This is a genomic window from Cognatitamlana onchidii (assembly GCF_004804355.1).
Taxonomy (GTDB): domain Bacteria; phylum Bacteroidota; class Bacteroidia; order Flavobacteriales; family Flavobacteriaceae; genus Cognatitamlana; species Cognatitamlana onchidii.
In genome coordinates this window covers 87023-101575 of the sequence record NZ_SRWZ01000007.1, presented here as the reverse complement: position 1 = coordinate 101575, position 14553 = coordinate 87023, and the positions used below count along the sequence as shown (strand labels likewise).

Below are 14553 nucleotides of genomic sequence, written 5' to 3'. Positions count from 1 at the left end.
AACCTAAGATTTTTTAAAATCTGCCATAAACTTTTAAATCTATGAATATTGCCACAAATCTACCTGAACTACCTACGAACGAAGAGAGCAAATTCAAAGAGACCTTAAAGGAGAATTTGCAGTTTTTTAGAAGTTTGTACTATCTAACTAAAAAGATATTTATGCTTTAATTATATTTAGATAGTTTAGTTTTTAAAAAGGTCATTTTTATTTAAATAAAAATGACCTTTTTTTATAGCCCCTTTGGTATGGCATCAATCAGTTTTTTGGTATAGGCTTTTTTAGGATGGTTGTAAATGGTATCGGCATCATCCAATTCTTCAATTTGTCCTTTATTCATAACTAATAATTGATCAGACATATATTTTACAACAGCTAAGTCATGAGAGATAAAAATATAAGTGAATTTAAAGCTGTTTTTTAGCTCGTTAAGCAGGTTTAAAACTTGCGCTTGAACAGATATGTCTAAGGCCGATACAGATTCGTCACAAACAATCAGTTTTGGGTTTAAAGCAATGGTTCTAGCAATGCCAACACGCTGCCTCTGGCCACCTGAAAACTCATGTGGATATCTGTTGAAATGTTCTTCAGATAAACCGACTTGTTCTAATAAACCAATAGCCTTTTCCTTTCTATTCGAATCGGTCTGATAAAGCCCATGAACCTTCATAGGCTCCATAATGGCTTGACCAATTGGAATTCTTGGGTTAAGCGAAGAATATGGGTCTTGAAAAATTATTTGAATGTCTTTTCTTAGCTTTCTAGTTTCTGTTTTAGAAAGCTTGGTAATATCAACGCCTTGGTATAAGATTTTACCAGCCGTGGCTTTATCCAATTGTAAAATGGCATTGCCTAAGGTTGATTTTCCGCAGCCAGACTCTCCAACAAGACCCAAAGTTTCACCTTCAAATAGCTTGAAGCTTAAATTATTAACAGCCTTAAATGACGTAGGTTTTCCAAATAAGCCCGATTTCGATAGGTATTCTTTTTCAATATTAACAACTTCAAGAAGAGGCGTACCATTATACAATTCCTTATGTCTGGTTTGGCGGTTCTCTTTAGTAATTACTTCCGTTTTAATGTCGTCTTCTAAAAAGTTTTGAATGGTAGGTAAGGTTTTTAATCTTGTGTTTAAAGAAGGTCTGGAATTAATTAAGGCTTTTGTGTAGTTATGTTTAGGGGTCTTAAAAATGGTGCTTACAGAACCTTGCTCGACAATGTGCCCTTTATACATCACTAAAACGCTATCTGCAATTTCAGAAATTAGTGCAAGATCGTGAGTGATAAACACAATGCTCATTTTTGTAATGCTTTGAAGCTCTTTTAAAAGCTCAATAATTTCCTTCTGAACTGTTACATCTAGGGCTGTTGTTGGTTCGTCGGCAATTAAAACATCTGGTTTGCAGGCAATAGCCATAGCAATCATGACACGTTGTTTTTGTCCTCCAGAGATTTCATGAGGATATGCATTAAAAACACGTTCTGGGTTTGGGAGTTTTACTTTTTCAAATAATAATATGGTTTCGCTTATTCCTTCTTTTTTATTGATCCTGGTGTGATTTAATAAAATTTCAAGTACTTGCGCGCCACAGGTCATAGATGGGTTTAAGGAGCTCATAGGTTCTTGAAAAATCATGGCGATTTTTTTTCCTCTAATTTTTTGAAATTCCTTATTTGAGAGCGTTGCCAAATCTTTACCCAGAAATGCAATACTACCAGAAGTAATTTTCGAAATATTCTTTGGAAGCAGACCTAAGATGGCTAACGAGGATACCGATTTTCCCGAACCCGATTCGCCAACAATCCCCAAGATTTCATTCTTATTCAAATGATACGAAATACCGTGAATAACCTCATGTTCGCCAAATGCGATGGATAGGTTTTCTACTTTTAATATTGGGTGATTGTTCATGTTGCAAATTTACTTTTTCTTAACTCCTATGGCAAGAACTATATATGCATAATATCATCATCAGTCAACAAGTCATCGCCACGAAGTCTCAAAAATATCTGAGCTACAGCAATGGTGTCTTTCTCGCAATAAGTTATGATTCTGTCAATATCGTTTTCTTCATAAAATACGCGGCATACTTCACTGCCATCAATATCATCTTTGGGAGAAGGAATGCCTAGAACGTTGGTTAAAAGTTTTAAAGAGGTGTAGGTTTTATAATCGCCAAATTTCCATAATTCTAAGGTGTCTAGATGGGGCACTTCCCAAGGTTTTTTTCCAAACAGATTCAGTTTAGGAGGCAATTCTATATTATGAATAATCATACGCCGTGCGATGTACGGAAAGTCAAACTCTTTTCCATTATGAGCACACAGTAAGTGTTTGGTTTGGTTAAAATGGGTGGCTAGTAGATTTTTAAAATCTTTTAAAATCGCAATTTCATCGCCATAAAATGAGGTCACTCTAAAGCGTTTTAAATCGTTTTGAATATTAAAATAGCCCACCGAAATACAAACTATTTTACCAAATTCGGCCCAAATACCAGCCCGTTCGTAAAACTCTTCAGCTGTATAATCGTCTTTGCGTTGGTACTTCGATTTGGTGTCCCAAAGTGCTTGTTTGGTTCCGTTTAATTCGGAAAAATGCTGAACCTCCGGAACCGTTTCAATATCTAGAAACAAAATGTTTTCAAGGTGTAGTTTGTTAATCATTGTTTTGAATCATTAAAGTATTCTATAGCTTTTTCTAAAACTTCATCTCTACCTTGTTTTATTCCTATAATAGTTGGTTTTACCTCTACATCTGGAACAATACCAACGCGCTGTGTTTCTCTTCCGTCTGGGTAATAAACACCTATACCCGAAATCCTAGTGCTTAAACCTCCAGGTAGAGGAATATTGGATACGTTTCCATCTGCTCCTGCAGTTGTACTTCCCATAATGGTCACATTATCACCCGCTCTAAAAGCCATGGCTGTGTATTCTGCTTGACTTTGGGATAGCTCATTAACTAAAACTACAACTTTTCCTTTGTAGCAGGTTTCTTCTGGAGTGATAGACAATGTTTTTCCAAAGGAAAATTCTCCAGGATTATTCACGTTTCCAATTGTAAATTTAACGAATGGACTGGGTTTTGAAGTAAAAAAGGAGCCCAAAACAAAAGGCATAAATTTCGCAGGATAATTTCGAATATCAACAATGATACCTTGGGTGTCGATAAATTCCTTTCTGATTATCCTGACTTCAGGAACTCTGATGTTTTTAAGGGTTATATAACCAATATTATGGTCAAGCATTTTATAGCTTTCGCCACCAATTTCATACCTATACCAAGTATAGTAGTTTAAGTCTGCTTTTTTGAATAATTGTAGTTCTTTAGTAAATGACTGTTTATTTCTGAGATAAGTTATATTTATTGTTTTAGATTTAGACCTTAAGATATCATGTGACATGTCACGAAGGCGCGCTGATTGGTTTGATGCTGGGTAGAAATCGTGGTTTTCTTTTAAAATATCTTCAATAGGTTTCTGGTTAACATGGGTGATAACATCTCCTATTTCTAAACCTATTTCAGGTTTCATTTCTGGGTTGAAATAGTCATCAACTATTAATTTGTTTTCTATAAAGCGTAAATGAACGGGAGGGAAATAAAATCCACGATGTTTCTCAACTTTATCACGGTCGCCCGATAAATTGGCATGCGTATCGTTTACTTCACCAATTACTTGTATCAAGGTTAGTTCATATTCGAGTTCCGTTTTAGCATTAATGAATTTTGGAATGTAGGCTGATAGCACATCGTTCCAATTTTTATCCGTTAAGCGCCTGTTCGGATTAAAATATTGCATCATATTCCAATATCGATATAATGCTAAAAGACGAAATCCAGAATCTGGGAAGGCCATATTTGAATATGGATTTTCATTTTTAAACTCTGAATTCCCTACCTTAGTAGTCATGCCAATATAGTAATGGTTTCCTTGGTGTCTGTTTTTTTGAATATATTTTAGTTTTGAAATTAATGAGTTCGATAATGAGTTATTATCAATCCAAGTTAAGTCAGGTTTTAAAACGGCATCAGTTGGTGTATCTTTACATGATTTACAGGGTTTAACTTCCCCTAAAGTATTAATCCAATTAACAAGAATTACATCTCTTTCAGAGTCGTTTTTAGAATTCAGATATTTTGGGAGTATTCTAAATAATTCATAATCCCAATTGTATTCACCTGCTCCAACAGCTGGATGATAGTATTTTAAGAACCCCCAGACTTTACCTAAAAGGTCTAAATTACCAACAAGGTTTTCATCAAGTGCAGGAAAACTAATTTGCGAACCAGAATCAAATTCTTTATCCAAATCGGCCTTATAAATGGACTCCTCTTTTTCTTTTAGGGTTTGAATGTTTTTGCCGTCTATAGTTAATTCATAATCATCAAACCAGGCTTCTCCTTTGCCTACTAAAATTCCTGCTATATATATTCTTTCAGCTTCCTCAGGAAATGGTAATGTAATGGAATATTTATGCCAGTCATTGGTACCATGAATATTTTGATTTTTCATATTGTCAAAACCTAACATTTTATCTTTGCCATCTATTCTTAGTAGCAATCCAGCAAAGCCATTTTTGACATCTTTGGTTTTCATATAGCCTTCAAGACGAATAGATTTTCCTTCGTAAGTTACGGGGATGCGATATGCTATACTTCCAAAAGAATCTTCTGTTTTGTTTGAAGTAATTTTTCCAGAATATTTTCCAGAATGCGCATGAAGCGTATCCGCACCTATAATATAATTGCCCCAGATAAACCATTTTTTAGGTAATTTCAAATGGTAGCTATATTCTTCAAAATCTAAATTATGAGGGTTTTGCGCAGGCGCAAAGAAGTTTATAAGTAATGGAAAGAGAAATATAATTGTCTTGTTCATAAAGGATTGATTGATGCCGTTTCAATCAAATTAAAAATAAAATATTTTCTTACAATAAGATTGTTTGTTAAATAACAAAATTTTAAGATTTGGAGTTCAACATGTTATAAGCCTCTTCAATGTACGTGAAAATATCCGTTGTAAATTCACCAACTTTTTCATCATTTCCTTTGGAATGCCCTAAACGAACAATAATCACATTGTCAGTTGGTTCAACAATTACGTATTGCCCCAAATGACCACGCATCATAAAAAAGTTTTTGGCGCCAATTGTTTTTAACCACATACCGTAACCGTACATGTCGCCATCAGGATACACAGGTGTTACGGATTTAGCCACAGCTGTGGAGTCTAAAACTTGTTTGTTATTCCATTTGCCGTGGTCTTTGTACAGTTTTCCGAAACGGGCAAAATCTTTGGCGTTACTGGCAATACAACAGTAGGCTTTTACCAAATCGTGGGCTTCACTGTCAACTTGCCAAAGGGTTGGGTTTTCACATCCTAAAGGTTTCCAAAAACTTTCAGTTAAATAGTCATAAAGTTTTTTCCCGGTAGCCTTTTCAATAACCATTGCTAGCATTTGGGTGTCGCCACTTGAGTATTTAAAGCTTTTCCCAGGCTCGGTAACCACATCCAAACCTAGCATGACTTTTTCTAAGTCGTCATCAAAATAGGCTCTGGTCACAATAGAAAATGGTGAATAATACTGCTCGTCCCACGAGGTTCCAGAAGCCATACTGCTTAGGTGTCCAACAGTCATTTTAGCGGCTAAACCTTCATTAAAGGTAGGTAGGAAGTCACTAACAGGTTGGTCAAGCCCTTTGATATAACCTTGCTCAATGGCTTTAAACATGAGTCCAGACACATAACTTTTAGCTATAGAAAACGAATTGCTTTTGGAGTTTTCATTAAAACCATCGTAATAATTTTCAAACCAAATACTGTCGTTTTTAATAATCACATAAGCGATGGTTCCGTTAGAATTATTAATGGAATCAAGGGTTGCCGTTTCTTTTACGATGTTATAATCTTTATGAATTGGCCAAGGTTGTGGCTCGGCGTTGTTAACCATTTGATTGTCAAAATACTTGTAATCTTCTAAAAAGGCAGTGGTATATCCGTTAAGGTAAATGGTTCTTACCGCTTTTAAAAGATAATCGGTATCTGTGATATATAATGCAAGAATAACAAGGCCGATAAGAATTACGACCCATTTTACATGTTTTTTAAGGAACGTCATAGGTTTATATTTAGCTGTACTAAATATAATAATAATATGGTAAAAGTAAGATTTGACTTTTAAGGTTTAAATACTGTTTCCAAAATGGTTTTTAAGCCCCAATTGAGGTGCTTTTCGGTCTCTTCACTAGTTAATCCGCACACATCTTTACCCACGACAAAAGGTTCAATTCCCATTAAGGCGGTCGCAACCGTAATGAGTTTTTGGTAATCTTTTTTCGGAATTTGATGCCTGTATGGCTGAATGGCAAGTTTTAGAGCAGCAGTGCGTCTTGATCCGCGTGTGGATTTTGCGGTTTCCGATTCTTTTAGATAGATACTTAAATAGGTTCTGAATGCCATTTCATTACGAAGTGCCAGTTTATTGAAATAAGATTGAATATGAAGAATACGATCAACCACCGATAAATGCTCGATGTCTTTAAAAATAGATGCTGTGGAATGGGTGACTAAATCCAGACTCGCTTCAGAATAAAGCACATCAATATTTGAAAAGTACCGGTAAATGGTGGCTCGGGAAATTCCGGCGGCTTGTGCGACTTCCTCAAGGGTTAATGGTGTTTGCTGTTCTAGAAGTTTTTGTGTTGTACGAAGTATGTTTTGTCTGGTGAGTTGCTTTTGTTTACTGCGTCCTGTGTTTAATGATGAATTGGTCATGAGACAAATGTCTTATAAAAATTTGAAAACTCAAAAACAAATTTTATATTTGTGAGACAAAAATCTCATAAAATGAAAAATACAGTTACAAAATGGGTTTTGGGGCACAAGGTAACATTGCATAATACGTCTGGCGATTATGATTTAGCCTTTGGAGAAACACCTGCAGGGGTTCCGGGACCACCACCGCATGTTCATACAGGTTTAAAAGAGAGCTTTTTAATTACTGAAGGTGAAATGGAATTTATGGTTTCAGGAGAAGTTAGGGTGGTTAAGGCAGGAGAAACCGTTGATTTACCTGAAAATACCATTCATACCTTTGGCAATGTAAGTGACAAGCCCTGTAAATGGGTAAATATTCATAGTCCAAAAGGCTTTAGACGTTTTTTTGAAAACGTTGGCATACAGGCCGATATAGAAAATGCACGAGCTAAATCTATTTCAGAAAGTATCATTAATGAAGTTATAAAGACCGCTTCCAATTATGATATGCAAATTAAAACCTAAAACAGCGATTGTTGCTTGTAGGGGCTTTCATGATTGAGAAGCCACTGTTTTCTATGTAAACCTCCGGCATAACCTGTAAGTGAACCGTCACTGCCAATAACACGATGGCAAGGCGTAATAATCCATATGGGGTTTTTACCGTTGGCATTTGCAACAGCGCGTATGGCTTTGGTGTCTCCTAATTGTTTAGACAATTCAAGATACGAGATGGTTTTTCCAAAAGGAATTTGATTGAGCTGCTCCCAAACTTTTTTCTGGAAATCGGTGCCTTGAGGGTTTAGTTTTATATTGAATTGTTTTCTACTACCACCAAAATACTCTTGAAGCTGAATAACGCAATCTTCAAGTTCAATAGGAATAATGTCCGTAATTATTTCTTCAGAATTGAGCACAATAACCGAAGAAATACCATGTATGTCACCAACAATTTTTGCGAACCCAAGAGGTGTGTTAATGGTACAAGTCTCCATTACTTTTCTGATGAATCGGGATCAAATATGCCTAGTTTTTTTGCTCTTGATTCCCAACTTTTTCTGGCCAGGACTTGCAGGTCTGAAACACTATCGCTTTCGTCCATGATTTCTAACCCTAGTAAGGTTTCAATAACATCTTCCATGGTTACCAGTCCACTTACCGAGCCATACTCATCTACTACTAAAGCCATATGATTCCTGCTTTCAACCAATTTTTCAAATAAGATCGGTATAGCAAGACTTCTGTTCACTACTATAATATGGCGTTTTAGATCTGCTAACTTTTTGGAGTTATTATCGAGTGCCATTTCCTTAAAGATTTCATCTTTAAGCACAAGCCCCGTGATATTGTCTGGATTATTAGTGTAAACTGGAATTCGAGAAAATCGAAGGTTTAAATTTCGTCTAAAAAAATCTTCAACACTAGTGTTTTCATCTTCAGTTTCCATAACGGTTCTGGGAGTCATGACATCTTTAGCAAAGACCTCTTTGAATGTGAGCAAATTTTTAATAATCTTACTTTCATTTTCTTGAAAAACACCTTCTTCATGCGCAATATCGGTCATGGCCATAAAGCCTTCTCTACTCAATACACTCCCATGTCCTTTTCCTCCAATTAGTTTTGTTGTAAGCTGTAACAGCCATAAAATCCCTGTCCATTTTAACGGAAAAATGAGAATAGTTAAGGTCTTGGAAGCAAAATTCGCCAAGCTTTTCCAGTAGGTAGCCCCAATGGTTTTAGGAATTATTTCAGAAGCCACTAAAATTAAAAAAGTCATGATGGCCGAAACAATGCCCACGGTATTAATACCCCAGAGTTCAATTTTATAGGGCAGTTTTTCGGCTTCAATACCCACCATCATGGCACCTAAAGTATGCGCAATGGTATTTAGTGTTAGTATAGCAATTAATGGTTTATCTACATCTTTTTTTAACTCTTCCAAAGTAGTAGCATAATCTTTTCCCTCTTGTTTTTTTACATTAATAAATGTTGGTGTAACACTAAGTAAAACGGCTTCGAGAATAGAACATAAAAAGGAAAAGAAAATAGAAATGGTTGCCCAGAAAATTAATGCGCTCATTAAATAGGTTTTAGTAAGGTGCTAATTTACAAAAGTAATTTAACTAAAAATTGGTCGAAGTATGACTACTAATCCTTATATTTAAAGGAAAAAGAGAATATTTTGCTTAATAAGAAGTCTATCATTGTTCTAATGGGTTCACTCTTTGTGACGGTTTGTTTGGCACAAACAAAAGTTGCCGATGTGAATACTAAGATTTCCAAATCATCCTACGCCGAAAAAATATATCTTCAATTAAGCAATACGATGTTTACAACAGGTGAGACTATTTGGTTTAAAGCCATAGTAACAAATAGCTTAAATAAACCCTCATCAATAAGCGGTGTTTTATATGTAGATCTTATTGATTTTGATAAGAATATTCTCGAGACAAAAACCCTTAAACTAGAAAATGGCTTGTCCGATGGATTTTTCAAATTAAGTAATACCTTGGCCTCCGGTCGTTATTTAGTTAGAGCATATACCACGTGGAATCGTAATTTTGGACAGGATTTTATTTATGAACAATACATAGACATTCTTGATTTAGAAACTATTAATAACCGAGATGTGATAAGGAAGATCACAATTACTGAAACAAAAGAAAATCTAATTAGACTGTCCGCAAGTGTTTTTCCAGAAGAAATTAAAGACGAATACAAAAAGGATATAATCGTATACGTTTATTCAGAAGGCCTTTTGGACTCCGTTCAAATTAAAAGAAATAATAAGGAGTATCTTTTTAATTACCAACTCCCAAAAGATTTGGTTTCGGTAAAACTTAAGATAAAACTTGAAGATATTAAATTAAAAAATCGAAAGCGCAAAGCAATAAATACTTACTCCAGGACGATTGCTCTAAACCAAGAGTTTTTAGACTTACAGTTTTTTCCAGAAGGAGGACAAATGATAGGTGGGTTTATAAATAAAATAGCCTATAAATCCATTAATTACAAAGGGTTGGGGGAGTACGTGCAAGGGCAAATTGTTGATGAAGCCGATAGTGCAGCTGGATCTTTTTCAACTAATAAACTCGGAATGGGTTATACGTTTTTCAAGCCAAGTATTGGTGAATCTTATTATGGTAAAATAATAGAGCAGGATGTTATTTATAAATATCCGTTACCCGAAGTTTTGCCTGAAGGTTATATGCTTAGTGTTATGGAAACTCAAGACTTTTTTAGATTGATTATTAAAAGCAATGTCAAGAATTCTGGTCGGTTGTATTTTCAGATAAAAAGTCGTGGTGTCTTAATTAAGGAGCATACTTTTAAACTAAAAGGCGGAGAGCATGAGGTTTTCATAAATAAAATGGATCTTCCTCATGGTATTTCTAGTGTTAGATTATTTGATGAAGATGAATCTCCACGTTGCGAGCGGTTATTTTTTAATTTAAATACAAAGAGGGTACTAAACATATCGGCAGAGACGGATAATACGTTTTACGCGCAGCGCGATAAAACGACATTAAACGTAGCAGTTTCTAATAAAAATAACAAGCCCGTTGAGGCAAATTTTTCTGTACTTGTAATAGATAAAAACAAACTAAATTCACACCAGAAACTCCAGCCTAACATCCTGGCATGTTTTCTTTTAAATTCTGAACTAAAGGGGTTTATAGAAAACCCTAATTATTACTTTAGCTCGGCTGATACAACCAGGAAGCGCGATCTTGAGGCGCTTATGCTAACTCAAGGTTGGCGACAGTATGTTTATAACAGTCCAGATAAACAAACCGATTTTGAATACCAACCAGAAGTTAATGTGTCGATTCCGGGTCGTGTAGGTGCTGTTTTTAACGAAAATAAAATACCTAAAAAGCCAGTTAATCTTACCATGATTACAAAACCTTCGTTTGGTACGCAAACTAGGGTTACAGATAGCTTAGGGAAGTTTACTTTTAATTTAAATAATTATTTTGCTGATAACCTTGATGTTATTATTCAGGCAACGAATAAAAAAGGGCTGCCAAAAAATTACAATATTAGGTTAGACCCTCCGTTAGATCCTCCCAAGGTAAGTTTTCAGGCTAAAGAAACTATGTTAAGCGGCAAAAAAGTATATAAAGATTTTGTAGAACACCGTATTACTGAGTATGAAACCAATAAGGATTTTAAACTCTCTAGTGAGCACGTTGCACTGGATGCGGTTGAACTAACGGGTTATAATTTAACACCAGAACGTGAGAAAATACTAAAACTACATGGACCACCTGATGTTGTCATAGAAAATGAAGCCCTTGAAAAAGAAGAAGAGGACTGGATGTCTGGATTATACGCTCTTCTTTTAGCTAAATTTCCAGATGATATTGCTTTTAAAAGCGTAAAGTATATGGAAGACCTCATTGGAATTCCCCCAGATACGTTGGGAATGGGCTTTGAGAGAGCATCAACTTTTGAAGCCGCGCATGTGGTTAATGCAGATTTTACACTTGTTTATATTGATGGAGAAGTAGTTAGTGGTTTAGAATATGAGTTTTTACCTTATTTGCCCGTAAGAAGTGTTAAAAGTGTTGAGATTTTAAGAAGGCCCAAAGGTATGTTTGTGGATTATCTAAGAGAGGCATATCCTAGATTGAATCCATTTGAGAGAGATAGTGCAGCAAATATGAGTAACATAGCTGTCCTTAGTATATATACCTTTGGTAGTAATGGTATTTCAGCACTTATGCCTACTAAAGGCATCTATAAAGGTAGAGTTTCAGGGTTATCTGTGAAGAAAGAATTTTATGCCCCTAAATACGCTGTTTTAAAACCCGAAGATTGGGACATTCCAGATTTGCGAGCGTTGTTACACTGGGAGCCTTCGTTATACACAAACCAAAGGGGCAAAGCCCAAATTGAATTTTATAATGACGATAGTATTGGAGACAAACTCATCATAATTGAAACCATTACACCTGATGGGAAAATTGGATATTCTGAAACAACATACGGTATAGAAGAGAAAAACGAAAATTACCGATGAAACTGCTCCACTCGTTTAAGATTATATTTTGTATTTACCATGTGTTGTCTTCAATTCCTTCATTAAACGCACAAGATACTATTATTGTTACTAATACAGTTTCCAGAACCTCTTACGCCGAAAAAATATACCTACAACTCAATAATTCTGTATTTACCAACGAGGAAACCATCTGGTTTAAGGCCATAGTAACAGACGCCAAAAACGCACCAACAAGACTAAGTAGTGTTTTGTACGTAGAACTTATCGATTTTGATAAGGACATTGTAGCCACAAAAACGTTGAAGTTAGTAAATGGAATGGCCGATAATGGTTTTAAATTGGAACAGACCTATACCCCCGGACGCTATTTAATAAGGGCCTATACAGCGTGGAATAAAAACTTTGGCGAGGATTTCATGTTCAAGCAATACGTTAACCTGCTTCCTGCCAATGGCAACCCACGGCCATCACCCATACAAAACATAACATTGTATCAAGAAGAGGATGGCCAGCACGAAGTATTTGCCCAACTTTTCCCAGAACTTATAAAACCCGACTATAAAAAGGATGTAACGGTTTACATTAAAACCGAAACGTTTTTAGACACCATAGAAATTAAAAGAGAAAATGGGTTTTACAAGTTACAATATGTACTCCCTGAAGATGCGGTTTCGGTAAACCTAAAAATGAAACTAGAGGACACCAAGCTAAAGAACTTTCAAACAAGGGTAGAGAAAACATACGACAAAACCATCGCCATAGATAGAGCGTTTATAGACCTACAGTTTTTTCCTGAAAGTGGGAAGTTAATTGATGGCTTAGCCGGTAAGCTTGCGTTTAAGGCATTAAACTATAGAGGTTTGGGTATAGAAATTAATGGTGTTATCGTTGATGAAAAGGATAGTATTGTGGTGCCGATTAAAACCAATAAGCTAGGTATGGGCTATGTGTTTTTTACACCAAAATTACACAAAACTTATTATGGTAAAATTAATTCTAAATATGATGTCACCTGTAAGTTTGAACTCCCAAATGTGTATCCCGAAGGGCACGTTTTAGGTATAACGGAAACAACAAGTTACATGAACATAAATATGACTTCCAAGGTTAAAACCACCCGTGATTATTGGATACAACTTAAATCCAAAGGTGAGATATTAAAGGAATTTCCAGTATCATTATCCAATGCACCTTATAATGCCTCGATACCCAAACAAAAATTACCCCAAGGCATTCTTAATGTTACATTGCTAAGTGAGCATAAAACACCATTGTGTGAGCGTTTGTTTTTTCATCTTAATGAAGCCGATAATTTAAATATTGTTAAAGAAACCGAAGGGCAATATTACAGCCAGAGAGATAAAACGGCTCTTAAGTTTAATGTTGCCAATAGTGATGGCAGGCCAGTTGAGGCAAATCTTTCCGCCTTAGTTGTAGATAAAAATCAAATAGCGCAAACCGCGCAATTTAAAGGTAACATTCTATCCTATTTTTTATTAAACTCAGAATTAAAAGGGCATATTGAGCACCCCACACATTACTTTAACAATAACAACATATACAGAAAACGAGATATAGAAGCCCTTATGCTTACACAGGGTTGGCGCAATTATAAGTATAGTTTTGAAGATGCAAACCCTATTTTTGATATACAACCTGAAACCGCCTTACGTGTTTCTGGGAAGGTGGGTGCCATCTGGAATGAAAACAAAGTACCTAAAAATGACGTGAATTTAATCTTAATGACCTCGGGTAAACCACCTAGAGTTTATACTCATGAAGTGGACAGTACTGGTAATTTTGCTTTTGATTTATTTGACCCTTATGGCGATAAGCTAGATGTTATAATACAATCTTCCAACAAAAAAGGGCGAGCCAAAGAATATTCTATTAAGATAGACGCACCGATACCCCCGCCTAAAATCACCTATGAGAAAGAAGAAGTAATAGCGCTCCCAGATAGTATTATAAATGACTTTTTAGAGATTAAAAAGCAAGAAAGACAAGCCGTAACTGGGTTCGATTTGGACGACAACACCGTAGAGTTGGATGCCGTAGAATTAACGGGCTACAACGTAACACCAGAACGCGAAAGAATGTTTAAACTCCACGGACCTCCAGATATCGTCATTGAGAATGAACAACTCAAAGAGAGAGAAGAAAAATGGATGTCTGGATTATACGACCTTCTTAGCACTAAGTTCCCAGATGATATTATATTTAGAGTAGTGCAAATACCAAATGGGGGAAGCTTTCTACTAGCACATATTGCTAGTGCAGATTCGACTTTATATTATATGGATGGCTATCCGGTTGGTCAAGAAGCTATTACTTTATTGCCCTATTTAACCATCGAAAATATAAAAAGCGTTGAAGTTATAAAAAGGCCTAAAAGAGTGCTTGGTGCCCAACACATGGCTATTATAAGTATATATACCTATGGCAGTATTGGAATGGAAGCTCTACGATATGCAAAAGGTATTTTTAGAGGAAAGTTTTCCGGTTTTTCAATTACCCCCGAGTTTTATCAACCAAAATACGAGACCTTAAAACCTGAAGATTGGGATATGCCAGATTTACGACCAGTATTACACTGGGAACCTTCTTTGTTCACCGATAACAAAGGAGACATTGAACTGGAATTTTACAATGATGACATTATAGGTGACAAACTCATCATTATAGAGGCTATTACACCAGATGGAAAAATTGGGTATTTTGAAACCTCTTATACTGTTGAAAAAAGATTGGAAAATAATTAAGATATTAACTTCACAACGCCCTTAG

At 35.6% G+C, this 14553-nt stretch carries 10 protein-coding genes; 3 read left to right on the top strand and 7 right to left on the bottom strand.

Annotated elements, in window-relative coordinates:
• Positions 1 to 232: 232 nt before the first annotated feature.
• The 5 genes from E5D58_RS13270 to E5D58_RS13250 all read right to left on the bottom strand — a co-directional run bounded on the left by E5D58_RS13270 (position 233) and on the right by E5D58_RS13250 (position 6776).
• On the bottom strand, positions 233 to 1912 hold the full coding sequence (locus E5D58_RS13270; protein WP_136482563.1) for an ABC transporter ATP-binding protein: 1680 nt from the start codon (positions 1910 to 1912) through the stop codon (positions 233 to 235).
• 38 nt (positions 1913 to 1950) lie between these two features.
• The gene (locus E5D58_RS13265) at positions 1951 to 2664 is read right to left on the bottom strand and encodes a 3'-5' exonuclease (protein ID WP_136482561.1); all 714 of its coding nucleotides are present in this window, start codon (positions 2662 to 2664) and stop codon (positions 1951 to 1953) included.
• On the bottom strand, positions 2661 to 4880 hold the full coding sequence (locus tag E5D58_RS13260) for a S41 family peptidase (RefSeq protein WP_136482560.1): 2220 nt from the start codon (positions 4878 to 4880) through the stop codon (positions 2661 to 2663). The genes E5D58_RS13265 and E5D58_RS13260 overlap by 4 nt, the downstream gene beginning before the upstream one ends.
• Positions 4881 to 4962: 82 nt before the next feature.
• Entirely contained in the window at positions 4963 to 6120 is a 1158-nt protein-coding gene (locus tag E5D58_RS13255) for a serine hydrolase domain-containing protein (protein WP_136482558.1), read from the bottom strand.
• A 59-nt stretch (positions 6121 to 6179) separates the two neighbouring features.
• On the bottom strand, positions 6180 to 6776 hold the full coding sequence (locus tag E5D58_RS13250; protein ID WP_136482556.1) for a TetR/AcrR family transcriptional regulator: 597 nt from the start codon (positions 6774 to 6776) through the stop codon (positions 6180 to 6182).
• Between the two features lie 72 nt (positions 6777 to 6848).
• On the opposite strand from E5D58_RS13250, the gene E5D58_RS13245 reads away from it, so the two are divergent.
• Positions 6849 to 7283, top strand: a complete 435-nt coding sequence (locus E5D58_RS13245) for a cupin domain-containing protein (protein ID WP_136482554.1) — start codon at positions 6849 to 6851, stop codon at positions 7281 to 7283.
• Here the strand turns inward: E5D58_RS13245 and E5D58_RS13240 are convergent.
• A complete protein-coding gene (locus tag E5D58_RS13240) occupies positions 7280 to 7753 on the bottom strand; it encodes a methylated-DNA--[protein]-cysteine S-methyltransferase (protein WP_136482552.1) in 474 nt (157 codons plus the stop codon). The two genes, E5D58_RS13245 and E5D58_RS13240, sit on opposite strands and share 4 nt — an antisense overlap.
• A complete protein-coding gene (locus E5D58_RS13235) occupies positions 7753 to 8838 on the bottom strand; it encodes a CNNM domain-containing protein (protein ID WP_136482551.1) in 1086 nt (361 codons plus the stop codon). The genes E5D58_RS13240 and E5D58_RS13235 overlap by 1 nt, the downstream gene beginning before the upstream one ends.
• A 132-nt stretch (positions 8839 to 8970) precedes the next feature.
• Between E5D58_RS13235 and E5D58_RS13230 the strand changes: the two genes are divergently transcribed.
• Both E5D58_RS13230 and E5D58_RS13225 read left to right on the top strand, forming a co-directional pair.
• A complete protein-coding gene (locus tag E5D58_RS13230) occupies positions 8971 to 11784 on the top strand; it encodes a hypothetical protein (protein WP_136482549.1) in 2814 nt (937 codons plus the stop codon).
• The gene (locus tag E5D58_RS13225) at positions 11781 to 14528 is read left to right on the top strand and encodes a hypothetical protein (protein ID WP_136482547.1); all 2748 of its coding nucleotides are present in this window, start codon (positions 11781 to 11783) and stop codon (positions 14526 to 14528) included. Before E5D58_RS13230 ends, E5D58_RS13225 begins: the two co-directional genes overlap by 4 nt.
• Positions 14529 to 14553: the final 25 nt, after the last annotated feature.